The following is a 22,519-nucleotide window of genomic DNA, read 5'->3' as shown; positions in this document are numbered from 1 at the left end:
TTTCTACTCCCCCTTCTGAACAGGGACGAGTACTGCGACCAGCCGGAGCATCGGCTCACCGTCGGTGGCAAGCTCCTCGATCAGTTCCTTGACCGCCGTCGCGGTCTTCCTGACCCGCTTCTCCGCCCGTGTGCGCACCCCGGTGAGCGTTAACTGCTCGAACCGCACCGCATTTTCCTTCTCCCACACCGCAAGTCGTTCCGCGTACTCCTGCAGAGGCGCCATCAAGCGGTCCTCTTCGGCGGTGCGCCGCCGGCGCATCTCAGTCCGGGCGGCTTCGATCGCAGCGGGCACCCATCCCTGGAGCGCAGTGAGGTCACCGACATCGCGCAGATGCATCTCACCGTTGACGTGCGCGTCGTGCAGCACCTGGACGAATTCCCGGGGATCGAGGACGAATCCGGTCGGCAGTGCCCGGAACGCCATCCATGCCATGACGGTTGGCTTACCTTGCCGGTTGGAATAGCGGCCGTTGACGAGGAAGACCGGCTCGGGAACGTCGCCTGCGATGACCGGCGCAGTCTGCCTGTGAGTCCCGGCGTTCTCCACCGCATTGCTTGCGAGCACCTTGTCGACGAGCCACTCGATCACTGGATGCTGATCGGTGAGATAGGAGATGTCTGGCCATCCAGACTCCTGCGCCTTCTGCTCTTTGGTCGCCGCGCCTTTGCGCTTGGGCTTCTCACCGCTGTTCTTCCGGGCGAGTTCTAGCCGACGCTGGGCGACGCTTGCGGAAAACGTCAACGTCATCTTCATGAGCACTTGGCGCTCGTCGAGATACGACTGGGGTAGCGCGCTGAGGCGGCGCTGCAGATCGGACAACCGGCAGGTGTCCCGATTCAGCTCGAACTCAAAGGTGTCCGGATAGTCGGCGTGGTTCAGCCAGGTCAGCCCGACGGCTGCGGCTGGGTCGCCGTACGCCTCGGTGAAGGCGTCCTTCACAAACTCCTTCATGGAGGGGAAGAGCCGTGGCTGCCGCAGCACCTCGTCCTCGGAAAGTGTCGCCGCGACGCCCGCGTCCGCCGCGGCGGGCCGGGCCGCGGCGAGGAAGATGTCGTCTTCATCTTCCGGCTCGTCGGGCACGACCTCATCGATGTCCCGACCGGCCAGATAAGCCTTCTTGATGCTCTCGGCCTCGCGTTCTTCGTCGCGGAAGCCCATCAGCGCACCGGCCTCACCGAGCGTGCGGTGCGCGGCGTCCTCTTTCCTCGTCAGCGCCTTCGAGACGGTCTCGTCGGCCTCATGCGCCGGATCGGCCGACCGGTGGATCAGCACCCGGATCTGCGGTGAGACCCGCTGGCCGTACCGGTCGATCCGACCGTTGCGCTGCTCAATCGTGATCAGAGACCACGGGATGTCGTAGTGGACGAGGTTGTGGCACTGGCGGTGCAGGTTCACGCCTTCTGCTGCGATGTCGCTGGTCAGCAGGACGCGCACATCGCTGTCCTCCAGGGCGAAGTCCTTCACAATGCGCTGCTGGGCGTCGTCGGACTGTCCACCGTGCAGGATGCGGATCGGGCCGGTGACACCCTTCTCCTTGCCCACCGAGGCAGGCTGCTCGAAGCCCAGCTTGCTGGGCAGCACCTCGTACAGCCAGTCGATGGTGGCCTTCCGCTCGGAAAAGATCACTACCCGCGTCGGCGACTTCGGGCCGACTCTAATCTCCTTCAGCTCCTTCACCAGCGCGGTCAGCTTCGCGGGATCGGGTCTGCCCTCCGCTGCCGCCTCGGCTCTGACCACCTCGGCAAGGGTCTGTAATCTTGTGAGTGCCTCACATTCGAGGAGGTACTGGCCGGTACATTTCGGGTCCTTCTCGATCCGCTTCCTGACTTCCTTGATCCGCTCATCGATGGTGGCGAGCAGCGCCTCGTGCGAGGAGAGGAACGCCTTGAGCAGCGTGATCGGGAAGAGCTGGCTGCCCTGCCCGGTGAGTGGAGCAGTCCGCCCAACCGGGGGGCTGATCCAGGTTCCGTACAGCTCATCGAGGACCGATTCCTCGGCCTTGGTCGCCGGGCAATCCACGAACATCGGCTCGGCGCGTTTCGCCCACTCCGCGCCAATCTGCGCCGCGACGTCTGGGCTCATCTTGTGCCGCCGGACGTAGAGATGCTCAAGCTGCTCACGTGTCGCGCGCTGCTTAACATCCACGATCGCCGTCGGGTCGATCAGACTGATGAGCTCGTTGAACGATTCGTCATCACCGTTATGCGGGGTGGCCGAGGCCAAGATGAACGCGTGTGTGGTCGGAGCGAGCACCCGGGCAAGCTGGTTGTTTCGTGAGGTCTTGCTGATCAGCTTGTGTGACTCATCCATGACGACGGCGTCCCACTCAACGCCACGTAACTGCTCGCGGTAGCGGGCACTCTTGAGTGTGTCAATCGAGGCGATCACCCGTTTGTAGTAGTCGAAGGGGTTGCGACCGGCCGGCAGGCGCTGTTGCATCCGCGCGATCCCCGCAGAGTCCAGCGCGACCAGCGGGATCGCAAAGCGCGTCCACAGCTCGTGTTGGAACTGCTCCAGGATGTGCCGCGGGGTCACCACCAGGATCCGGTCCCCGCGGCCGCGGCGGATCAGTTCGGAGAGGAGCAGACCGATCTCCAGGGTCTTGCCGAGCCCGACCGCGTCTGCGATGAGGAGGCGAGGACGCAGGCTGGCGAAGGCACGTTTCGACGGCATCCGCTGGTAGAGCAGGTCGTCCGCTAGGTGGGAACCGACAGTGGCCAGCCTCTGTTCTCCCTGCGGGAGCGGCGTCTTGCGCAGCAGCGCCTCGATGAACAGACGCGAACGGCGGAAGCCCTCCGTGGAATCCTTGACGAGGCGGGTGTGCTCGGGCAGTAGCGGCTCGATCCTGTCGAGTCCGTTCGCATGGTAGAAGATCGCGCTCTGGTCGCGGACGAGCGGGGAGGTTCCGGTCACGACCAGGCGGGTAACTGGAGCGGCGTCGTCTGGTCCGGGCAGCTCGTGGGCCTCGGTGACCAGCCACTCCTCACCACGGACCAGCACGGTCATCCCTGAGGCAAACCGCTGTTCGCCGAAGGCCGTACCGTTACCCATCGATTCACCTGGCCTTTGACCTGTAATGGTTTTCTCCACCGCCAACATCACGACCGTTCCAAACCTGCTCAGCCTCCGTATTCACCACGGCGGCGCTTTGCCGTACCATGCCATCGCTGTAGCCAGTCGCTGTCATAGCTCTGCCGGGCTCGCCCCCCGCCAGAGCCGGAACCCATACCAGAGCCGCTGGAGACAAGAACCCCACCGTCCGGGCCAGAGGTACTACTCGTATCCAGCCGCACCCCGCCGTTCGTCGGCAACCCGGGAGGCTCGGGCAGCACCGCAGAGGCCCATAGGTCTACGAGGGCACGATGGGCATTGGGCAGAGGCGGTCCTGTCTCGGCGACCAGTGGGACGGCGAAATCTGTGAGCCTGTCCACCGCCTCCGTGAGCACTGCGGAGCAGCGCATCCTGTTCTCCGGATTGAACGCGAGACACGCCTCGGTCATCTCGTAAAGCTCGTCCGGCATCAGGTCCAGATCAGGTGACCATCCCTGACGGCGCTGGCCATCCGTCACCTCGACGAACGGCGGACGGCCCGTGAGCGCGTACACCAGGACACCACCCAGCGCAAAGATATCTGTCCGCTCGTCGGCATCACGGGGGTCAATCAGTTGCTCCACGGCGGCGAACTGCCGGGAACCGAAGAAGGGTGTGCCTGCCGTGGTGACGCCGGTCTCCCCCAGATACCGGGAGATGCCGAAGTCGATAACATGCAGGCCTTCCGTACCGATGAGAATATTCTGCGGCTTCAGGTCGCGGTGGACGATGCCCTTCGCGTGGATCTCGGTCAGCGCCTCGGCAAGCCCTGCGGCCAGCCACCATCCGCCGATCGAATCGACCGGACCGCACTTGCGGATCAACGTGTACAGCGAGGGTGCCTGGACGTAACGGGTGGCGATCCACGGTGGATCGTCGTCTGCGCCAGCGTCCAGCAGCCCGGCTGTGTGGACGCCGCCCATGTCTCGGACGGCTTCGATCTCTCGCCGGAATCGAGCCAGCCAGGTCGAGGAGGAGGTGAAGTCCGATTTGAAGATCTTGACAGCCGCGGCTCCCAGAACGTCAGGCCGGAATCCCAGAAAGACCGCACCGAAGCCGCCACGCCCAAGAAAGTGTGTGAGCCGGAATCCACCGCATTCGCTTGGGTCCTCGGCCTGCAATGGTTGCCAAGGATCCACGGCGTACCCCCTCGCCCCGACCGCAGTAACTTTCTTGCACCCCGCGTACGGACGTATGACGCCTTCCGGGTGATGAACATCATATGAGAGCAAACTGGTTTTGCGAGCGAATTCGGCGGTTCTGCTCGTCGAGAGCGCATCTCGTTTGCGTTTCGCTCGCATAACCCCGCCCATTCAAGGACGCCGGAGTTCGCTGCGCTCGATGCCTCAGCCTGGATCCACAGCTTGATTTCCCGTGATCAGTTTGTTGGTCCAATTCCTCGATGAGGACCGTTCACACAGGTAGAGGCAAGGTTCCGGGGTATGAGGGACCTGCCGTGCTCGGTCACTGCCTGTCCCGGGGACGGTCAGGGCAGAGGTGGGCGCTGGAGGGGCGCGGGTGACCGGGCAGGGTCGTCTAGCGGAGCAGTGATCTGGGCTTTTGGGCGGGTCAGGCCGCGGTGGGCCGGTGACGGGCGGTGGGTCGCGTGGAAGGCGTTGGTCCAGGCGCGTTGCCAGGGCCAGTATTGGGCCAGGTGGAAGACCACGCGCCCGTGGCCGTGCCGGGCGATGCTGACGGCGGAAGGCTTTTTCCAGGAACGGCGAGGCTCCATCGTGCCGTAGCGGCGGGCAGCGGTGTCGGTGCTGAGGCCTCATACGACGGCTGGTCAGGCTTAAATCTCAAGCTTGATCTCTATGGCGTCTACCCTCTTGCGGAGCCCTCGGGCCAGATGATGGTCACGGGGAGGCCGCGTTCCCGGGCCTCGTTCACGACCTCGGCGGTCCCGCCCGTGCCGGTACCGGGCTGTCCGTCCCATACGGCCACCAGCTCATCGACCGTTGACAGTACTGCCTCGTTGGCGGCCTCGTACGCCTGCCGGTTGGCGTGGTCGAAGTCCATGAGACGGACGGTCTTCGCCGCCTCCATGAGCCGGTCGAACTGTTCGGCATGATCCGGCTTCACCTTGGCCTGCCGGTAATCACGCGATGGCAGCACCACCTCCAGCGATCCGCCGGCCGCGAGCACCGCGTCAGCGAACAGACTGTCCGCACCACGAGCGATGCAGGACACACCCACGAGTTCGCCGGTGAACGAGGCAAGGTGCGCGCGGAGCGCGTCGGCGACGAGGCGGGCCGCCGCCGGAGTCAGGTTCATGTGGCCGGTCACGCCGATACGCATCATCGAGTCCTTCCTAGGTGCCGGTGCCTAGCGTGCCAGCGTCTCGCGGATGTGCTGCTGAAGAGGAGCCACGACGGGATCTTTCCGGGTCTCGATCTCAAGATAGAACTCGCGTAGCTGCACTCTGACTCTGTCGGACTGGACTTGCCCGGCGCTGTCGGCTGCGGCGTTGCCCACGGTCACGGCCTCGTCAAGGTCGCCGCTGATGAGGTGAGCGTAGGCGAGTCCCACCTGATCGAGCGCGAGGCTGCGCATGCTTGAACGTTGCCGGAGCGCCACCGCTCGTCGAATGTGATCGAGGGCGTCGCCCGCGAACCGGCTATCGCGGTGGGCCAGCTCCAGGTATCGCCCGCCGGTCACCCCGGCCAGCTCGGCGGCGTCGAAGTACGTGATCCAGTCCGGATCGGGGTCGCAGGAACCGATCGCGCTGAATGCTTCCTCGGCGTTGCCCGTGGCGCGCTTGAAGGACTCGGCTCGGCCCATCTTGGCGTACGACCACGCCTCTCGGGTGTGCAGCATCGCGCGGAGTCGAGGTGTGGCCGTGGACCTGACTCCGTCCATGGCGAGCCGGATCAGCTCCAGCGCGTCCTGCGGTTGATCGAGATACAGCAGCTGCCGGGCCATGGACGCCAGGACGCTCGCGCCGAACGGCTTGTCCTGGCCGGGCGTGGACGCCTGCAGGGACATGACGTAGTACTTCTGCGCCGCGGTCTGCATGCCGCAGTCCCATGACATGGTGGCGGCGATCTTCGCAAGCTGCGCCATCACGTGGAACAGGCGCACGCTCACCTCGTGGGGGTGGCTGTCGCGTAGCAGGTCGGCCACCTCGTTGAGCTGCCCGATCACCGCCTTGCGGGCGAGCCCGCCGCCGTGCTGGTCATCCCACGTGCGAAAGACGTTCGCCGCCTGCTCCAGCTGGGCGACCTCGTCCAATCCGATCCGTCCGCTGTACACCGACGGGGAGGGCACTGGAGGCGGGGGCGCGAGCCAGCGTTGTACCGGATCGACGAGCGGGAGCCCTGCCGTGATGGCCAACGCCTTGACCGCTTCGCGACGGTTCAGCATGAGGTCGCTCTTGGTGATGTCGTAGATCGCATCGGCTGTCGGTCCTGCTTCCCAGAGCCAAGGCAGGGAGGGTGAGGAGACCGAGTTCGCGTCGTCGTCGGCGCTTTCATCGGTCATGGCCTCCGGCAATGCCGGACGCTCAAACAGCTTAGCCTCTGGGATCTTGAATGCGCGGCAGTACAGAAGGGGATACGGATCACGAGGACGTCCCTTGCCCGCTTCGTGCCGTTTAACCCTCCGCAGGACCGACGCGAATTCTGCCAAAGCGATCTCGTCACCGGCGGCTTTGAACAGGTGGACGGCCACTTGCTTCTGAGACCAGCCGCGCTGCCGACGCTCGTGTCGGATGCGTTCGGCCCAGGCTGGCAGGCCAGTCTCGTCGGTCATGCCGTCGCACCTCATCAGGGGAAGGTGACACGCTCGCGTCCCCCAGTGTCCCCCAACGCCACCTGTTCGCGCTCTGTTACTCAGCGTTGTGATGAATCTGTGCACCCGGACACAGAAACTTCTTCCTCTTTGACGGCTCGGGACAGTCGAAGCCTCTCTCGATGCGGTCCAGCCTGCGGTGGTCTGCGCGCCACGGCGAGGCTCATCCTCTCGCCCGTTGCGGTGGGGAAGGGTAGGCACGCGCGGTTCAGCCACGCGAGTTCTGCTGCCTACCTAAGCTCGCGGCCGGTCATCCGCGACCAACGCAAGCCGAGCGGTCCGTTTCTGTTCGCCGGCGGAGCGTGAGATGGCCTCGACCGTGATCGAGGCATGGCTTGAGCTGGACATGCGTGACCGTCAGCTCGCAGTACTCCGCCTCACCTACCCGCAGTGGACGATCTTCTACGAAGTCTTCTCAACCGGTTGGATCTGGCGGGCCGTGCCGTCTTGGCAGCTCTCGGTGGAGATGTTGACCGCCGGGCTGCGACCACGGTTGGAGCGCGGGAACCCTGTCGCACTCATGGCGGAGTTGAGCAACCAGATGGCGATCATCCACGACATGACCAGCCGTCACCCATGAAGCCTCCCCGGCCCGTCGTCGCGTGCGGCTTCGGCGGGTCGGGGGATCCAGGCCGGGGCCGGCGCCCGGCAACAACGAAGCAACAACCCGAGGGAGACCCCATGGTCAGCACGCAGAGACTGTTCGAGCCTGACCTGTATGCGATGGACGTGGAAGAAGCCACGTTCGCGCAGCTCGAAGGCACGGGTCTGGAACACGCGGCGATCGCGGACGGCGACGACTACGCCGTCCGCGACAAGAGCCTCCCGGCCGTCGAGATCCGCAGGGCCGGCGACGACTTCCGCAGGCTGGGTGCGGTCATCGGCCAGAGAAGGCCCGGCGGGAGGGCTCAGTCGCCGGCCAGGGTGGACCTGCACGACATCGACGTGGACGACGACAGGTTCGAGCTGGTCAAAGGCACGGGCCTGGAGTACGCCGTGATCGGGGACGGCGACGACTACGCGGTGCGTGACCTAGAGCACCCGGGCGACATTCGAAGGCCCGGCGACGACTGGCGCAAGCTCGGCACGGTCCTCTGACACCGGTCCTCCGAACGCCCTGGGGCAGACGGTTCGACACCCTCTGATCACGGGGCCCGTTAGCAGGCGCGGCGGTTGGCCGGACCTCACCCGGTCTCCGTGTCCGGCCGCCGCGTCACCCGGATGTGATCTACGTGCAACTCAAGTGGGAACCGTACATTCCCAGATCGGATGTCTTCGTGTGGGTGCAAGAGTCCTCGTGCTGCGACGCATACACGCTGCTCCACGAAGGCCGCGAGGGCGTTGTGACGCGGTGGAGCAGAGAAGGGAACCGCCTGGAGACCGGCAGAGGCCCGCACCTCAAAGCCCTCCTCGTGTGGAACCACCTGGTGGGCTGTCACCTCCACTACCGCCACGACAAGCGGAAGCGCCGGGTGGCGTCATGACCGTTATCCAGTGGATCGGCCTGGCGTGGGGCCCTCTGACCTTGCTGGGCATCCGCCCGACCTTGGTTTCCAGGGCCCTGCTCGCCGAGGGCGACCCTTCACGGATGTGCCGGGGCTGCCGCGCGCGACAGCGGGCGTACTGGCACAGGGAACGTGAGTATCGCGACACCTACGGCCCGGCCGGACCACCCCTGATGATCCTCGCCGCCGCCGCATTGTGGTGGACCGCTCCCATCCTGCCCATCCTGCTCCGGCTCGCCCGCTTATCGTCCCTCCCTCAATGCGCGGGCCCGTCCTGCGCCGCCCACAAGCACCACGTCCCCGCGGCCACAAGCCGCCCCGCCGCACGAGCCGCCTCACGTCGCTATCCGTCGTGACGGCCAGCAGCAGAACGGAGAGACCACGATGACAACGCCCCGTCCCTCCCTCACCCACGTTGGACCGCACCATGATCCGCGAGGCCCAGACAGCGTCGGCCTGACCATCGGCAAGACCTTCACCTTCGAGGCGTCTCACCGCTTGAACGGGCTACCTGACGGGCACAAATGCGCCCGCCTGCACGGTCACAGCTACCGGGTAACCGTCGAGCTCACCGCCGACGAGCTCGTTGGCCCAGGATTCGTCACCGACTTCGGCGATCTGTCACCGTTCAGCGCCTACCTCGCTGAGCACTTCGACCATCGCGACCTGAACGAGGCCCTCGACGTCGACCCGACCTCGGAGCGGTTGGCCCTCCACCTGGTCAGGTGGTTCCTCGACAACGTGCAGCCGGTCATCGCAGGGCGACTGGTCGCCGTCACCGTGAGCGAGACCCCGAAGACGTGGGCGCGTTGCACGGTCGGAAACGCCAGATGATCGCCGCAACGGTGTCCACCCCGTCCCGCGCTCCGGCGCTCCTGATCGCCGAGCGCTTCGGCCCGACGCTTCAAGGCGAGGGGCCCAGCATCGGTCAGCCGGCGCTGTTCATCCGCCTGTCCCGCTGCAACCTGTCATGCACGTGGTGCGACACGCCGTACACGTGGGACACCACGCGCTTCGACCTACGGCAGCAGAGCGACCGCGTCTTGGTCACCGACCTGGTCGCGTGGGCACTGGACCACCCGGTGCCACTGATCGTCATCACCGGCGGAGAGCCCCTCCTGCAGCAGCACCACCTGCCTGCGCTGGCTGAGCCGCTGCTGCAGGCCGACCGCCGCTTGGAGATCGAAACCAACGGCACTGTTGTCCCCGATCCGGCTCTGCTGACGGACGGGCTGCGCTTCAACGTCTCCCCCAAACTCGCCAACTCCGGCCTTACGGCCGACATGCGTATCAAGGCCGCCGCCCTGGAGGCGTTGTCGGCCAGCGGGCAGGCCGTGTTCAAATTCGTCACCCGCGACATAGCCGACCTGGACGAGATCGCCGAGCTTGCCGAGCGCTTCGCGATGAAGCAGGTGTGGGTGATGCCTGAAGGCATCACCACCGGCCACAATCTGGGCCGCGCCCAGCTGCTCGCCGAGGCGGTCATATCCCGCGGCTGGTCGCTGTCGCTTCGCCTGCACGTCCTGCTGTGGGGTGACGAACGTGGCCGATGACAGCCACCGCTCCGTACCTCCTGGCCCAGCCTTTGGAAGCGAGGAAGGAACATGACCACGGATGCCGCACGGCCTCTTGATACGGCGCGTCCCGGCCGAGCCGTCTCACAGCCAGCCGATGACGTACCAGGCCCGGAGATAGACACACCGTACGTGACCATGCTGGTTCGCGAACTTCTCATCGCGTTGGGAGAGGACCCCGGCCGCGCCGGCCTGCTCGACACGCCTGCCCGCGTCGCGGCCTGGTGGCGCGACTTCCTGTCACCGGACCCCTCGGCCATGGCGACATGCTTCACCGAGACTCACGCCAGCGACCAGCTGGTCGTGGTCGGAGGGCTGAACGTGTGGTCCCTATGCGAGCACCACATGCTGCCGATGAAGCTAGACGCGCACGTCGGCTACCTCGCTCACGGCACTGTCCTGGGCCTGTCGAAGTTCGGCCGGATCGCGCAGCGTCACGCCGGGCGGCTCCAGATGCAAGAGCGCTTCACCCGCCAGCTCGCCGACGCCGTGATCGCAGCCATCGGCCACGAGGACGTGGCCGTCACGGTGCACGGCGTGCACCTGTGCATGAGCATGCGTGGCGTCCGGATGGAGACGGCCCGCACGTCCACCGTGCAGGCCAGCGGCCGGTTCAAGACCGATCCACTGCTGTCCCAGCAGTTCCTCACCCTCACCACCGCCGGCCGACGAGGGGCACCATGATGACGATCAGCCCTTCGGCGGTGGCGCCATCCGGCATCACCCACCTGCTCTGGCCTCGCATGGAAGAGCTGGTCCGCTGGATCGCCGAGGCGGTCAGGGCGGACGGCACACCCCAGACCCTGGTAGCGGTCCTGCGTGGTGGCGCCGTTCCGGCAGTCTGCCTCTCCCACCAGCTCGGGCTGCGGGATGTCCGCACGGTGGAGGTGACCCACACCACGAACGACAGCACCAACGCCGCGAAGACCCCGCAGCCCATGACTGTCAATCCAGCCTCGCTCGGCAACCTCACCGGCCGGGACGTCCTGATCGTGGACGACGTTGCCGGCACCGGGCACACCCTCACAACCACGACGCGACTGGTCGCCGGCGCAGGCGCCAGCCGGGTTCGGAGCGCGGTGTGCGTGATGAACGAGAACAACTGGACCGGCCGCCTCCCGGCGAAGGCCGCCGTCACCTACATCGGCACGATCGCCCACGGGTGGGTGATCTTCCCCTGGGAGAGCAACGATGAGCACGAGCACTGATCAGCTTCCCGAGCAGTTCTGCACCCGGCCCGGGACTCCCGTGATCGGCCCGTACAGCACCAACCAGATGGATGACTTCTACGCGGCACTGTATCGCGGAGAGGCCAAGGCGTCGGGGCTGATGAACCTGATGCAGCACCTCATCGTCGCCGAGCGGTGCGCGCCTGGCGTGAAGGTGCTGGACGTGTGCTGCGGTCGCGGGCTGGCTCTGCCGTTGCTGCATCGCTACGCGCCGCAGATCGAACGGTACGTCGGGCTGGACATCAGCCACGCCAACCTGGATGAAGCCCGGGAACGGATGACGTTCCTGCGTGAGACGTACGGAGAGCTCTTCCCGGTGGAACTCGTCGAATGCGATGTGGCCGAGCTCTGGCCGGAGTTGCCCGCCTTCGACGTGGCGCTGTACACCTCGGCGCTGGAGCATCTGCCCTTCGAACTCGGTGCGCGCAGCCTGCGCAGGGCAGCCCAGGCACTCGCGCCCGGCGGGCTACTGTTCCTGTCCACACCGCAGGCGTTCGGCCCGCCGCCGCGGCCTCTGCAGTACCGCGTCCATGTCTACGAGTGGTCGCGAGAGGAGGTGGAGCAGGTCGTCGGTGATGCGGGCCTGGTCGTTGAGGACGTGATGGGCCTGCTGCCTCCCGAACCGGATGTGGTGGCCAGCGAACTCATCGAACGGTACGGGCAAGGTGCGGCCAGCTGGTACCGCGACCTGGCCGAGCGCACCCCCAGGGCGCTGCTGGACACGATCGCGGCGGTGTCCGTGCCGACGAGCGCGACCGAGCTGCTGTACGTCTGCCGGAGGCCCGCATGAATACGGCCGCTGTCCCGGCGCCTCGCCGTGAGCTCGCTCCCCGCCGGCCGCTATGGGTGACCATCGAGGGCATCAACGGCGTCGGGAAGACCACCACGGCCCGCGCACTCGCCACCTATCTCGGCCAGCGCTGCCTTGCTGCTGGACGAACTCACCGACCAGCCCGGCAACACCCTGACCGGAGACGTGATCTCCGCCCTGTCCGGGGAAGACGACGTATGTCTGCGCACCGGACACCCAGTCGCGGAGACGCTGGCCCTGCTCGCACTGAAGATCCGCGAAGTCGAACGCCTTGCCGTCCACCCGATTACGCCCACGGTGGTCATCGAGGACCGCGGCGTCGACACCGTCGCCGTCTACCAGGCCGCGATCCTCTGCGAGCACGTACCGGAAGCCGAGCCCGCGCACGTCGCACGGCACGTGCTCTCGACCATGTCGCGGTGGCGGCCCCAGCCCGACGCCACCGTCCTACTGACCGGCGACCGGGCAGTGTGCATGCGGCGCTTCGCCGACCGGATCGGACGGACGCTGGCGCCACGGGACCTGCGCGTGATCGAGCAGGCCGACATCCTCTACGCCGGGCTGGCCACCGCCGAGCCGACCGCTACACCGTGATCGACACCGCCGGACAGCCCGCCCACGCTGTCGCCGACGCGGTGGGCGCGGTCGTACGGAAGCTCATGAAGCAGCGGGAGGCCAACCGTGCCGCGTGATGCGACTCTGCTCTGGGGCCTTCGCTCGCCCTGCGCGTTCGCCTGCCCCCACTGCTACTTCGGCACGATCGAAGATCATAAACAGGCGCCGCCCACCGAGATCGGTGTCCTGTCGCATCTGTCGCGCGCCGACCTGCCGCCCCTGGCGCTCAAAGCGTTCGCCCGGACCTTGGCCGGCTCGCCGATCGAGCGGGTGGTCATCGCCGGCGGTGAACCGTTGGACTGGCCTCCCACGCTGGCGTTGATCGAACTCGTCAAGGAAGCCGGTTGTCAGGTCGTGATCGCCACCAACGGGATCCCGCTCACTCGCCCGCCGGTGACCCAGCGGCTCATCGCGCTCGGCGTCGACGGCGTTTCGGTCTCTCTGGACAGTGTGGACGCGCACACCAATGATCGGCTGCGCCCCTCGCGTTCTGGGCGCTTCGGCTACGACGATGTTCTGGCCGGTGTCCGTGCCCTGCTGGACGCCCGGGGCGACCGGCACGCGCCGCGGGTGGGGATCTACACCGTGGTGATGCGGGAACGCCCGCAGGAGATCACCGACATGGCCCACCTGGCCGGCCGGCTCGGCGTGGACTACTACGTTCCCCAGCCGATCTCCCTGACGCCCGATCACAAGCTCTTCACGGAACTGACCCACCGCCGTGAAGACGTACCGGCCGTGGCAGAACAGCTCGCTCGTCTCTACAACGAAACGAGCGGACTGGCGCTACCGGATCCCTCCTACGCACGGCGCTTCGTCGCCGCGATCTCCACGCAGGAGAGCGGGCTTGTGCCCGACTGCTTCGGCGGTGCCCGCCTGTTCTTCATCCAGCCCGACGGCTCGGTCTGGGACTGCCCCTCCGACCGCCGGATCGCCGCCACCCCGCCCGAGCGGCGGCGCAACATCCGTGACGCCGACGCGCGCACGCTCTTCGCCGTCCGGCCCGCGTGTACGAACTGCTCGCTGTTCAGCCGGGACTGCGTGAACATGTGGCCGCTCGTGCTGGACATGCCGCAGCTGCTGAACGCGGAGGCCGTCCGATGACGCTCCCTCCGATCCCCGATAAGCAGCTACTCGCCGATCAGCTCGCCGTCGTGCTCGGGCAGATGCCCGACCCGAGCGGCGGCCCCGTCGCCGGACAACTGGAGCGGGACCTGGCCGAGGTGTTCGGCGTCCCGCACGCCGTCGCGGTCGCCTCCGGCACCGCGGCCCTGCACGCCGCGCTGTCCGCCTGCGGCATCGGTGCGGGCGACGAAGTCCTCGTGCCGGCACTGACCGTCGTCATGACCGTGGCACCTCTCAACGTCCTCGGGGCAACGCCGGTGTTCGTCGACAGTGACCCGGCCACCCTGGACCTGGACTACGACGACGCCGCCCGCAAGGTCACCTCGCGGACCCGGGCGATCATCCCGGTGCACCTGTGGGGCCGGATGGGAGACCCGGCAGCGCTGGCAGCGTTCGCCTCCGAACACGGACTCGCCATCATCGAGGACGCCGCGCAGGCCGCCGGCACCACGCGCGACGGGCAGCGGGCCGGGACGATCGGCACCGTCGGCTGCTTCAGTATGAAGGACGGCAAGGTTCTCTGGAGTGGTGAGGGCGGCTGCCTACTCACCTCCCGCCGCGACATTGCAGAGCACGCGGCCGCGTTCCGCAGCCACTGGCAGCCGGCTCCCCCTGGAGAGGCCCCAATGAGCCGCCTGACAACCAACTCCCGCCTCGCTCCCCCGCTCGCCGCGATCGCCCTGGCCAACCTCCGGCGCCTCCCAAGCCTGGTCGAACTGCGCCGCGCACAGACCCGCTACCTGCTGCACGCCCTGGAGCAGGCATCGGGCCTGGTCGCCCTCGCACCAGCAACGCGTGAGAAGTGGAACGGCTTCGCCCCGCTGCTTCACATCGACCTGCCGAACCCCCGGGCATTCGCCGAACACCTCGCACAGCGGGGAGTGCCGAACTCCACCGGCAGCTTTCGACTCGTCCCCTGCGATGCCCGGCCCATGTTCACCGACCGCGGCCAGCCTTGCCACGGCGCCGCCCAGATCCTCGACCACACACTCGCCATCATCCTCACCGAACGCGACACCGAGACCACACTCGACCGCTACGCCGCCACCATCGCCAAGGAGGCCGCCGCATGGACCACGTGACCGACGCCCCAGAACCCCGCTCCTGCTACGCCCTGCCCTCACCTCAAAACGGACCCGCCGCATGACGACCACCCTCTGCACGCGAGGCCCACTGATCTCCGTCGAGGGCGTCACCGGAGTAGGCAAGACGTACCTGACCGCCCGCGCCGTCGAGGCCCTCAACGGCGGGCCGCTGATGATGGAGGCGTTCTCCCAGCGGGCAAGCGGGCATCCAGGACTGGGTAAAGCCCTGCTCCGCGCCCTGCGAAAGGCCAGCACAGGGGACCCATTTCTGCGCGGGGGCACTCCCCTGGCCGAGGCTTTGATCCTGCTGGCCATCAAGCGGTATGACCTGGACACGATCATTCCCGAACTGTCCAGCGGGCGTACCCTCATCGAGGGCCGCAGCATCGACACCACGGCGGTCTGCCAGGCTCTGCAGTTGCACCCCGCGGACCCGGACGCCGCTCTGGAGACGGCAACCGCCCTGCTGGCGTTCGCGACCTGCTACCGGCCCCTGCCCGACCTCACGATCCTCGTCACGGACGACGCCCGCGAGGCTATTGAACGCGCGCAGCGGCGCGACGGGCGTCTCTTCACGACCGAGCAAGCCACCTTCATGCGGGAGGCACGCGCACTCTACGAACGGCTCCCCGCCACCGACCCGGCACGCTACCGCGTCGTGGACCGGCGCACCGTGGACGAGTACGAGGCTGCCGAGCAGATCCGGGCATGGATCCACGACGCCGGGACCAGTCTGGGCTGCTTGCGCGAGCCGTGGCAGGGCTCGGGAGGCCGATGCCTGTGCTGCGGCCACCGCGAGGGATCGGCGATGGCATGAACGAGGCTTCCCGCCCCTCAACGTGCCCAGTAACGGCTTCAGCGAGCAGCTGCTGCGCGCCCGCGATACCCGACGACGTCGACGCCCTCGTCTTCGACTTCGACGGAACCCTCGCCAACACGACGCCCATTCACGAGCACGCGCTGCGAGCGGCGCTGCGGCCACACGGCGTCGGCCTGAACCACGACTGGTACGTCCGGCACGTCGGCCTGTCCATCGACGACCTGCTTGCCGCGCTACCGGGCGGCCGACAGTTGTCCCGGGACGAGATCATCCGGCATAGCCGCGCTCACCTGATCGCCACCGTGCACAGCATCACCCCCAACTCGTGCGTCGTCTCGCTCCTGCACGCCGCACGCCATGCTGGATTGCCCTGTGCCGTGGCATCGGGCGCCAGCCGACTTCTCGTCTATCCCGGGCTCGACGCTATGGGCTTGACGGACGAGTTCGCAGCCGTCGTCGCGCGAGAAGACGTCAGACGTGGCAAGCCAGACCCTGACCTGTACCTCGAGGCTGCTCGACGCCTCGGCACTCCGCCGGACCGCTGCCTCGCCGTCGATGACGCTCCCGACGGCATCACCGCCGCACGCGCAGCCGACATGTACGTGATCGCGGTGGTTGATGGCCACCTGATCCCCACCGACGAAGGCGCCGCACACCGCTTCGCTTCCGTGGCTGCGGCGCCGATAACCGCACGATCAGCAGATCCTGCCGGATGACGACGTGACGCCATCGCACGAGGAGAACCTGATGCCCGTCCTCCACTCGACCAAGAACCTGAAGATCGTCGAACCCCCCACGCCCACGGGGGAGGGTCTCGCAATCTTCGAGTACATCGACACGTACACGGTGTTCCATTACGGCAGGATGCCGGACGAGATTGCCGGGAAAGGCGAGGCGATCTGCCGGATGGCCGTCTTCAACTTCACGATGCTGGAGGCGGCGGGCGTGCCCACCCACTTCCGCCGATTCATCGCCCCGAACCAGATCGAGTTCGATCTCGCGCGTGTCCCGGACCCGAACGAGCCGTTCACCCCGGACGCCGGAAGCTACCTCATTCCCGTGCAGGTCCTCTTCCGCAACGAGCTCCCGCAGGGCAGCTCCGTGCACCGCCGGCTTGCAACGGGCACACTGCAACCGGCCAAGATCGGGCTCCTGGGCCGCCCCAAGGTCGGGGACAAGCTGCAGCGTCCCCTCATCGAGTACGCAACGATGCTGGAAGACGTCAATCGATTCATCGGCGGGCCCAAGGCCCAGCGTCTCGCCAGCCTGAGCGACGAACAGTTCCAGACCATGCGCGACACCACCATCAAGGTCAACAAGGTACTGACCGGCCACGCGCGTAGGCTCGGGCTGAGCCACTGCGACGGCAAGCTCGAGTACCTGGTGTCGAGCAACGCGCGCATCGTGCTGGCCGACAGTCCCGGCACACCCGACGAGAGTCGTCTGATGTACAACGGAGTGCACTGCGGCAAGCAGATCCTGCGGAACTGGTACGTGGACAACGGACTCGAAGTGCCGGTGAGCAAGCTGATCGCCGAGGGCGTACCCAGAAGCCGATGGCCGCAGCCGCCGCCACTCCCGCCCGAGTTTCTGCCAGTGATGTCGGATCTGTACCGGTCCCTGAGCGAGACCTGGACGGGCGAGCACCTCTCGAACGCGCCGGACCTGCACGCCGCCACGGAGGCCGTCGCCCGCCTCATCGGTCAATGACGGCACACAGCGGCCGGCATGAAGGCATGCTCGTCTCGATGCGGCGGGCGCGAGCCGGAAACGCCACGGAACCCGCGAGAACGGTGGATACATGGGCGGCTTGACAGACGACCCCGCCTTCCTGGCGACGACGTTCGTGGTCATCGACTTCGAGGCGACGACCCCCAAGGGCTACCCGGCCCAGCCCATCGAGGTCGCCGCTCTCGCCCTGCGCTACGAGCAAGGCGCCTGGACGACGGCGGGCAGGCCGTTCGTCTCTCTCATCCGGCCGCCCGCGTTCGCCCCGGTGACGCCGGCTGTTACGGCCCAAACCGGCTTGACGCCCGAGCAGGTCAGGCAGGCACCTAGTCCAGCCGAAGCGCTGAGCGCACTGGATCTGCGATTCGCCGCGGGTAAGCAGTATCTGCTGGTGGCTCAACATGCCGCCACCGAGGCCAACCTCATCCACAACCAGCGTGAGCACTGCCCAGCGCTGGCCCGCATTGACCTCCTGGACACGATCCCGTTCGCCAAGCACGTCGTCCCGGGCCTGCCGAACCACAAACTTGACACGCTGCTGGCGCACTTCTCCATCAAGCAGCCAGCGGATCGGCACCGGGCCTACGCCGACGTCGATGTCACCGCGCGGGTGTTCATCCGGCTCATCAACGCCGCGAACGAGGATGCTCAGATCAGCGATCTCGCGGCCCTCGTGAAAATCGCGGGCCGCACAGCCAAATGCAACATGCCCGCCCAAGGCGGATTGTTCGACATCTAATCCGCCGGTGGGGGAGGGCCCCGAGGAGGACGGTTGCTCACCATGATGATCGATGAACAGTCGGACCGCGAGGAGGTCCCATTCTGGTTCGATCCGCTGTGCCCCTGGGCGTGGATCACCTCGCGCTGGCTGCTGGAGGTCGAGCGGGTCCGGCCGGTGCGCGCCGACTGGCGGATCATGTCACTGGCCCACCTGAACCTCGTCCAGCGCGAGGGCAAGGGACTCAGCGACGAATACCGAGACCTCATGACGAAGGCATGGGGTCCGGTGCGCATCTGCGCGGCAGCCGCTGAGCACGCTGGCCGTGGGGGGGCTCACCCCGAAGTGTGGACACCGGTCGTTATGCGGCGAGCAGCACCCTATCGACGGTCTGCTGCTCGTAGTCATTCGGGCTGAGGTAGCCGAGGGCGGAGTGTCTCCTTCGGGTGTTGTAGCGGGTGATCCACTTGAAGACGGCCAGGCGGGCCTCGCGCGCCGAGGACCAGCGCTTGGCCCCCTGCAGCGTCTCGCGTTTGAGGCTGGCGTTGAACGCCTCCGCGGCGGCGTTGTCGGCGCTGGTGCCGACGGCTCCCATGGATTGGCGCACTCCGAGCTCGGCACAAAGGGCAGCGAACTCAGCCGAGGTGTACTGGGCTCCGTGATCGGAGTGGAAGATCGCTCCGGCCAGGCTGTCGCGGGTCGCGGCGGCGGCCCGCAGCGCGTCGGTCACCAGCTCGGTGCGCATGTGGTCGGCGATCGACCAGCCCGCCAGCCGGCGTGAGCCCAGGTCCAGCACGGTCGCCAGATACATGAACCGGCCCTCACCAACGGGCAGGTAGGTGATGTCGCCAGCATAGCGCTGGTTCGGCGCCTCGGCGGTGAAGTCCCGCCCGATCAGGTCCGGCACCTTCTGATGCGACGGCTCGGGCACCGTGGTGCGCACCTTCTTGCGCAGGTGCAGCCCGACGATGCCAGAGTGGCGCATCACCCGCGCGACCCGCTTGTGGTTGACCCGGCGGCCCCGGCCGCGCAGCTCGGCGGTGACGCGCGGACTGCCGTAGGTGCCGTCGAACTCCTCGTGGATCTGCCGGATCTCTTCGGCCGGCACGGCATCGGCCGCAGCCCGCGCCGCCCGGGCCGGCGCGGTCCTGAGCCATCGGTAGAAGCCCGAGCGGGACACCTTCAACACCCGGCACAGCCGCTTCACGCCGAAGGCGCTCCGATGGTCGTCAACGAACGCGAAGCGGCTCACCAGTTCGTCTCTCCCGCGAAATATTTCGCGGCCCGGCGCAGGATGTCGCGCTCCAGTTCCAGCTCCCGGATCCGGGCCTTGAGCTGCTTGTTCTCCTCTTCCAGCACATCGTCGGACGATAGCGGGCCAGCCTTCGGCCGTTTCGCCGGGCCCGCCTTCTTGGCCCCGGCCGTGCCGTTCGCGCGGGCCTCCTTCACCCACAAACGCAGCGTTTCGCGGTTGATGCCCAAGTCCCGAGCCACCGACGCATACGTCCGCGCCGGATCAGACAGGTACAACGCGACGGCGTCCGCCTTGAACTCCGGCGGATACGACTTCATCGCCACGTGGAACTCCTTGTCTCCGGATTTCCATCATCCGGTACTCAAGATGTCCACGCTTCGGGGCGAGGGCCCGTGGCGTCCTCGGACCGCTGTATACCGCCATCGGCAGTCGGCTTCACAACCAAAGACGTCGCGACGATCCCAACGTCATCGCCGAAGCTCTGGCCGAAGCGGGCTTGCCCGAGTCACTGGCCGCAGCTGCCACCAGCACGGAGTTCGATCAGCTCATCAAAGCCTCGCACGACGAGGCGTTCAACGAGGTCGGCCTCGATGTCGGGACGCCCGTTCTCCGCATCGCCGGCACGGCCTTGTTCGGCCCAGTGATCACACCGGCTCCCCGCGGTGAAGCTGCTGGACGTCTTTGGGACGGCCTCGTCCTGGTTGCGGGGACGGATGGCTTCTTCGAGCTCAAACGGAGCCGGAACCGGAGCGTCAAACCGTCATTTGAGTGAGTGGGCACCCACAGCGCGACCGACGCCGACTGCTGTGGCGAACAGCGGCTCTGGTGCCGACCGAATATGTTCGACGGGCCCGGTCAACCGATCCGAGCCGGGCCGCTGATCGCCCGCGCAATACGGGGCCCGACAAGGCGCTCGGCGTCGGCGAGCGGGTACCAGGCGGCCCCGCTCACTTCGGACTCCTGGATGCGCCCCATGTCCGCATCCGTCACAAAGGCGTACCCGATGTCCAGGTGGTAGTGATCCGGCTCATCCTTCGCCGGCCGGGCAGGAACCGCGCCGTACTCGATATAGACGGGGGTCGGCGACGCAAGGAAGACCTGGCCGGGGTCGACACCGCACTCCTCCGTCAACTCGCGCACTGACGCGTCGATCAGCGTGGTATCGGTCGGCTCCAGGTGGCCTCCGGGCTGCAGCGGGATCCCGTACGCAAGGTGCTCGACAAGCAGGATCTTGGCGCCGCGGACCAGCAGCGCTCCGACGGTCACGTGCATCCGAAAATTCCGCCGCGAGGCGAAATCCCCTCCCTGAGACAGCAGTCGCACCGGCTCAGACAGCAGCGCGGCTTCGTCCGGGTGCTGCACAAGGTATGCGGTCAATGTGCTCGAGATGTCTGAGTCACTGATCGCCACGGGGCACCTCCCCAACGACCCGAGAGCAACGCTCTCCGCGACCGACTGCTCGGAAGTAGACGACGGGCACCGACACAGTCAGCTCCTAAGAATGATCATCAAGCGGTCCCTACTGCGCCGGTCGCTGCAGCCACTCCACGATGGGTGTGACAGCGCTCGCTGTCGAACTAGCAGCGTGGCACAGCCGTCACATGCTCCGCTCAGCAAACCAGAAACTCGCCAGCCACCCGCGACACGCCAGTGGTACCGGTAAGGGAGACGGATGAGACGCTCGACTCGCGCTGTGGCAGACCAGGCGCGGGGACACGATTCCCGGTGGCGTCTGGCAGAGCGTCCATAGTGTGAGGCGAGGAGTCCTGCTGGCCACCGAGCTTGCTGGCTCCGGCGCTGCCTAGGGTTATCAAGGCGGTCGACGACAGCGGCTCCGCCCGCCGTCAACAGAGTCCTGGTGCGCACTCGTCCACGTGGTCGTTCACTAACCTCGGCCAGACCAATTGCGCCGCTGTCAGGGACGTTGGCCGCCGAACGGTCAGGGAGGGGCACGTGGGCGGTTGCCGCCTCTGATCCGGCGCGGGTGGCATGGCGTGGATGGGCGATGTGGGCGCGGGGCAGGCGTCGGGGCCGCTCACCGTCAGGTGCGCGAGCCCGGGAAACAGGTGGTCCAGCTCGCCAGGGCGGGAGGGTAGGCGTGGACGGGCCTCATCGCCGAGCCCCCGTCGTCTCCCGCCGTAGTTGTCCCTGCTGAGGCCCGACACCACACCCACGTATGTCTGGTCGGGGGCTCAGCCTTGACAGGCGGCGCGGAGGTGGGTGTCGATATCGGTCCGTCCGCCCGGTGCAGAGGGGGTGCTGAGCGGATCGACCGGGCTGGGATGGGGTTGCTCTGATGGGGCAGCGCGAACGTACCGCCAAAGACGAGGAGACGGGTGTTGAGTCCGTTTGGGGTGTCGCGGTCGCTGTTGCGGGTGCATGGGCGGGGGCGTTGTTCGGTGTTGCCTTCAGTGTCGCTTTTTGTTGTGCGCTCGAGCAATTGTCAATACTTGTGGATCGGGTGGGTGGTCAGTCTCGGTAGCGGGGGTATCCGCCGAGGTCGGGTAGTTCGTCTTCGTAGTCGCAGGCAGCGACTGCGTCATGGCCTGCCTGCCAGGCGTGGGTGAGGATCTTGGAAACCGTGTCGATGACCTGGTGGCTGGGGGCGTTCCCGCTTTCGATGTCCATCTTGATCGGCCAGGTGGGGAAGTCGGCTCCATCGTGTGTGTAGTTGTCGTTGCGCCGGACCTCGATCTCTATGGTGCCGACGCGCAGCAGGCAGCCATCGCGTGTCGCGCCGGTGGCACGGGCGGTCAGCTCGATGGCGGCCTCGTGGCTGGCGCCGCGTAGGAAGAGCGCGCAGTAGCCGTAGCGGCCGGGAGTGGTCATGCGGCGTCTTTGCTCTCGTGACGTTCCAGCAGCACCCCGCGTTCGAAGCGGGCGCCCGCACGGACGAGGGCGACCAGGTGAGGGGCATTGACCGCCCGCCAGCGAGCCTGGGCCGATTCGATGAGCTTGAAGGCCATCGCCAGGCCGGCAGCGCGTGAGCCCGGCCCTTTGGTGACCTTGGTGCGGTGCCGGACGGTGGCGAAGGTGGACTCGATGGTTATCTTGAGCGCTCGCTTTGATCATGATGCTGACCTGCTGGATTATGTTTCGGACAGTGTCATTGACGTGGTCCTGCAGGGTGCTGTGCCAGCGATCAGCGCGGGTCGATCGTTGCTGTATCGCG

The 22,519-nt window shown here is 66.9% G+C and carries 24 protein-coding genes and 1 pseudogene; 17 read left to right on the top strand and 8 right to left on the bottom strand.

Annotation, left to right across the window (positions count from 1 at the left end; translation table 11 throughout):
- Positions 1-3: 3 nt before the first annotated feature.
- The 4 genes from ACTWPV_RS35500 to ACTWPV_RS35485 all read right to left on the bottom strand — a co-directional run bounded on the left by ACTWPV_RS35500 (position 4) and on the right by ACTWPV_RS35485 (position 6,843).
- Entirely contained in the window at positions 4-3,054 is a 3,051-nt protein-coding gene (locus ACTWPV_RS35500; protein WP_443155124.1) for a helicase-related protein, read from the bottom strand.
- Positions 3,055-3,122: 68 nt separating this feature from the next.
- A complete protein-coding gene (locus ACTWPV_RS35495) occupies positions 3,123-4,232 on the bottom strand; it encodes a serine/threonine protein kinase (RefSeq protein WP_443155123.1) in 1,110 nt (369 codons plus the stop codon).
- Between the two features lie 682 nt (positions 4,233-4,914).
- The gene (locus ACTWPV_RS35490) at positions 4,915-5,394 is read right to left on the bottom strand and encodes a hypothetical protein (protein WP_443155122.1); all 480 of its coding nucleotides are present in this window, start codon (positions 5,392-5,394) and stop codon (positions 4,915-4,917) included.
- A 24-nt stretch (positions 5,395-5,418) separates the two neighbouring features.
- Positions 5,419-6,843: a hypothetical protein gene (locus ACTWPV_RS35485; RefSeq protein WP_443155121.1), complete on the bottom strand. Its 1,425-nt coding sequence runs from the start codon at positions 6,841-6,843 to the stop codon at positions 5,419-5,421.
- Positions 6,844-7,189: 346 nt separating this feature from the next.
- Between ACTWPV_RS35485 and ACTWPV_RS35480 the strand changes: the two genes are divergently transcribed.
- The 16 genes from ACTWPV_RS35480 to ACTWPV_RS35405 all read left to right on the top strand — a co-directional run bounded on the left by ACTWPV_RS35480 (position 7,190) and on the right by ACTWPV_RS35405 (position 18,509).
- Positions 7,190-7,462, top strand: coding sequence for a hypothetical protein (locus ACTWPV_RS35480; RefSeq protein ID WP_443155120.1), 273 nt, complete (start codon positions 7,190-7,192; stop codon positions 7,460-7,462).
- A 101-nt stretch (positions 7,463-7,563) separates the two neighbouring features.
- Positions 7,564-7,980, top strand: coding sequence for a hypothetical protein (locus tag ACTWPV_RS35475; RefSeq protein ID WP_443155119.1), 417 nt, complete (start codon positions 7,564-7,566; stop codon positions 7,978-7,980).
- Between the two features lie 382 nt (positions 7,981-8,362).
- The gene (locus ACTWPV_RS35470) at positions 8,363-8,743 is read left to right on the top strand and encodes a hypothetical protein (RefSeq protein ID WP_443155118.1); all 381 of its coding nucleotides are present in this window, start codon (positions 8,363-8,365) and stop codon (positions 8,741-8,743) included.
- A gap of 100 nt (positions 8,744-8,843) precedes the next feature.
- On the top strand, positions 8,844-9,221 hold the full coding sequence (locus tag ACTWPV_RS35465; protein ID WP_443155298.1) for a 6-pyruvoyl trahydropterin synthase family protein: 378 nt from the start codon (positions 8,844-8,846) through the stop codon (positions 9,219-9,221).
- Positions 9,218-9,940, top strand: a complete 723-nt coding sequence (locus ACTWPV_RS35460) for a 7-carboxy-7-deazaguanine synthase QueE (RefSeq protein ID WP_443155117.1) — start codon at positions 9,218-9,220, stop codon at positions 9,938-9,940. Before ACTWPV_RS35465 ends, ACTWPV_RS35460 begins: the two co-directional genes overlap by 4 nt.
- 51 nt (positions 9,941-9,991) lie before the next feature.
- A complete protein-coding gene (gene folE / locus ACTWPV_RS35455) occupies positions 9,992-10,645 on the top strand; it encodes a GTP cyclohydrolase I (RefSeq protein ID WP_443155116.1) in 654 nt (217 codons plus the stop codon).
- A complete protein-coding gene (locus tag ACTWPV_RS35450; RefSeq protein ID WP_443155115.1) occupies positions 10,642-11,169 on the top strand; it encodes a phosphoribosyltransferase in 528 nt (175 codons plus the stop codon). Before folE ends, ACTWPV_RS35450 begins: the two co-directional genes overlap by 4 nt.
- A gap of 40 nt (positions 11,170-11,209) precedes the next feature.
- Positions 11,210-11,980, top strand: a complete 771-nt coding sequence (locus ACTWPV_RS35445) for a class I SAM-dependent methyltransferase (RefSeq protein ID WP_443155114.1) — start codon at positions 11,210-11,212, stop codon at positions 11,978-11,980.
- Between the two features lie 135 nt (positions 11,981-12,115).
- Complete coding sequence (locus tag ACTWPV_RS35440) at positions 12,116-12,595, top strand: hypothetical protein (protein ID WP_443155113.1); 480 nt, start codon at positions 12,116-12,118, stop codon at positions 12,593-12,595.
- 87 nt (positions 12,596-12,682) lie between these two features.
- Positions 12,683-13,720 carry a radical SAM protein gene (locus ACTWPV_RS35435; RefSeq protein ID WP_443155112.1) on the top strand — a complete coding sequence of 346 codons (1,038 nt, stop codon included), beginning with the start codon at positions 12,683-12,685 and terminating at the stop codon, positions 13,718-13,720.
- A complete protein-coding gene (locus ACTWPV_RS35430) occupies positions 13,717-14,823 on the top strand; it encodes a DegT/DnrJ/EryC1/StrS family aminotransferase (RefSeq protein WP_443155111.1) in 1,107 nt (368 codons plus the stop codon). The genes ACTWPV_RS35435 and ACTWPV_RS35430 overlap by 4 nt, the downstream gene beginning before the upstream one ends.
- Positions 14,824-14,884: 61 nt before the next feature.
- Positions 14,885-15,643: a thymidylate kinase gene (locus ACTWPV_RS35425; RefSeq protein WP_443155110.1), complete on the top strand. Its 759-nt coding sequence runs from the start codon at positions 14,885-14,887 to the stop codon at positions 15,641-15,643.
- Positions 15,640-16,362: an HAD family hydrolase gene (locus ACTWPV_RS35420; protein WP_443155109.1), complete on the top strand. Its 723-nt coding sequence runs from the start codon at positions 15,640-15,642 to the stop codon at positions 16,360-16,362. Before ACTWPV_RS35425 ends, ACTWPV_RS35420 begins: the two co-directional genes overlap by 4 nt.
- Positions 16,363-16,393: 31 nt before the next feature.
- A complete protein-coding gene (locus tag ACTWPV_RS35415; RefSeq protein WP_443155108.1) occupies positions 16,394-17,356 on the top strand; it encodes a phosphoribosylaminoimidazolesuccinocarboxamide synthase in 963 nt (320 codons plus the stop codon).
- Positions 17,357-17,447: 91 nt separating this feature from the next.
- The gene (locus tag ACTWPV_RS35410; protein WP_443155107.1) at positions 17,448-18,113 is read left to right on the top strand and encodes a 3'-5' exonuclease; all 666 of its coding nucleotides are present in this window, start codon (positions 17,448-17,450) and stop codon (positions 18,111-18,113) included.
- 42 nt (positions 18,114-18,155) lie between these two features.
- Positions 18,156-18,509 carry a mycothiol-dependent nitroreductase Rv2466c family protein gene (locus ACTWPV_RS35405; protein WP_443155297.1) on the top strand — a complete coding sequence of 118 codons (354 nt, stop codon included), beginning with the start codon at positions 18,156-18,158 and terminating at the stop codon, positions 18,507-18,509.
- Here the strand turns inward: ACTWPV_RS35405 and ACTWPV_RS35400 are convergent.
- Positions 18,454-19,670, bottom strand: a protein-coding gene (locus ACTWPV_RS35400; protein ID WP_443155106.1) for an IS3 family transposase whose coding sequence is annotated in 2 segments (ribosomal slippage) — positions 18,454-19,358 and positions 19,358-19,670 — 1,218 coding nt in all. Because the reading frame shifts where the segments join, the coding sequence is not laid out codon by codon here. The genes ACTWPV_RS35405 and ACTWPV_RS35400 overlap by 56 nt on opposite strands.
- A gap of 20 nt (positions 19,671-19,690) precedes the next feature.
- Between ACTWPV_RS35400 and ACTWPV_RS35395 the strand changes: the two genes are divergently transcribed.
- The gene (locus ACTWPV_RS35395) at positions 19,691-20,119 is read left to right on the top strand and encodes a mycothiol-dependent nitroreductase Rv2466c family protein (protein ID WP_443155296.1); all 429 of its coding nucleotides are present in this window, start codon (positions 19,691-19,693) and stop codon (positions 20,117-20,119) included.
- An 83-nt stretch (positions 20,120-20,202) separates the two neighbouring features.
- On the opposite strand, the gene ACTWPV_RS35390 is transcribed toward ACTWPV_RS35395, so the two are convergent.
- The 3 genes and pseudogenes from ACTWPV_RS35390 to ACTWPV_RS35380 form a co-directional block, all read right to left on the bottom strand.
- A complete protein-coding gene (locus tag ACTWPV_RS35390) occupies positions 20,203-20,757 on the bottom strand; it encodes an NUDIX hydrolase (protein ID WP_443155105.1) in 555 nt (184 codons plus the stop codon).
- A gap of 1,059 nt (positions 20,758-21,816) precedes the next feature.
- Complete coding sequence (locus ACTWPV_RS35385; RefSeq protein ID WP_443155104.1) at positions 21,817-22,176, bottom strand: hypothetical protein; 360 nt, start codon at positions 22,174-22,176, stop codon at positions 21,817-21,819.
- A pseudogene (locus ACTWPV_RS35380) lies at positions 22,173-22,391 on the bottom strand (IS256 family transposase); the annotation flags it as partial. The pseudogene ACTWPV_RS35380 and the gene ACTWPV_RS35385, both read right to left, overlap by 4 nt.
- Between the last annotated feature and the right edge of the window lie 128 nt (positions 22,392-22,519).

The sequence above is a fragment of the Nonomuraea sp. KM88 genome (assembly GCF_052245635.1).
Taxonomy (GTDB): domain Bacteria; phylum Actinomycetota; class Actinomycetes; order Streptosporangiales; family Streptosporangiaceae; genus Nonomuraea.
The sequence above is the reverse complement of the archived record's forward strand: the minus strand, read 5'-3'. Positions and strand labels throughout refer to the sequence as shown.

What these genes read in the sequence shown, in the direction of transcription:
- ACTWPV_RS35430 (WP_443155111.1), top strand. Translation starts at nt 13,717, where the DNA reads ATGACGCTCCCTCCGATCCCCGATAAGCAGCTACTCGCCGATCAGCTC.
- ACTWPV_RS35450 (WP_443155115.1), top strand. Translation starts at nt 10,642, where the DNA reads ATGATGACGATCAGCCCTTCGGCGGTGGCGCCATCCGGCATCACCCAC.
- ACTWPV_RS35470 (WP_443155118.1), top strand. Translation starts at nt 8,363, where the DNA reads ATGACCGTTATCCAGTGGATCGGCCTGGCGTGGGGCCCTCTGACCTTG.
- ACTWPV_RS35425 (WP_443155110.1), top strand. Translation starts at nt 14,885, where the DNA reads ATGACGACCACCCTCTGCACGCGAGGCCCACTGATCTCCGTCGAGGGC.
- ACTWPV_RS35460 (WP_443155117.1), top strand. Translation starts at nt 9,218, where the DNA reads ATGATCGCCGCAACGGTGTCCACCCCGTCCCGCGCTCCGGCGCTCCTG.
- ACTWPV_RS35485 (WP_443155121.1), bottom strand. Translation starts at nt 6,843, where the DNA reads ATGACCGACGAGACTGGCCTGCCAGCCTGGGCCGAACGCATCCGACAC.
- ACTWPV_RS35475 (WP_443155119.1), top strand. Translation starts at nt 7,564, where the DNA reads ATGGTCAGCACGCAGAGACTGTTCGAGCCTGACCTGTATGCGATGGAC.
- ACTWPV_RS35385 (WP_443155104.1), bottom strand. Translation starts at nt 22,176, where the DNA reads ATGACCACTCCCGGCCGCTACGGCTACTGCGCGCTCTTCCTACGCGGC.
- ACTWPV_RS35480 (WP_443155120.1), top strand. Translation starts at nt 7,190, where the DNA reads ATGGCCTCGACCGTGATCGAGGCATGGCTTGAGCTGGACATGCGTGAC.
- ACTWPV_RS35420 (WP_443155109.1), top strand. Translation starts at nt 15,640, where the DNA reads ATGAACGAGGCTTCCCGCCCCTCAACGTGCCCAGTAACGGCTTCAGCG.
- ACTWPV_RS35500 (WP_443155124.1), bottom strand. Translation starts at nt 3,054, where the DNA reads ATGGGTAACGGTACGGCCTTCGGCGAACAGCGGTTTGCCTCAGGGATG.
- ACTWPV_RS35405 (WP_443155297.1), top strand. Translation starts at nt 18,156, where the DNA reads ATGATGATCGATGAACAGTCGGACCGCGAGGAGGTCCCATTCTGGTTC.
- ACTWPV_RS35415 (WP_443155108.1), top strand. Translation starts at nt 16,394, where the DNA reads ATGCCCGTCCTCCACTCGACCAAGAACCTGAAGATCGTCGAACCCCCC.
- ACTWPV_RS35490 (WP_443155122.1), bottom strand. Translation starts at nt 5,394, where the DNA reads ATGATGCGTATCGGCGTGACCGGCCACATGAACCTGACTCCGGCGGCG.
- ACTWPV_RS35410 (WP_443155107.1), top strand. Translation starts at nt 17,448, where the DNA reads ATGGGCGGCTTGACAGACGACCCCGCCTTCCTGGCGACGACGTTCGTG.
- folE (WP_443155116.1), top strand. Translation starts at nt 9,992, where the DNA reads ATGACCACGGATGCCGCACGGCCTCTTGATACGGCGCGTCCCGGCCGA.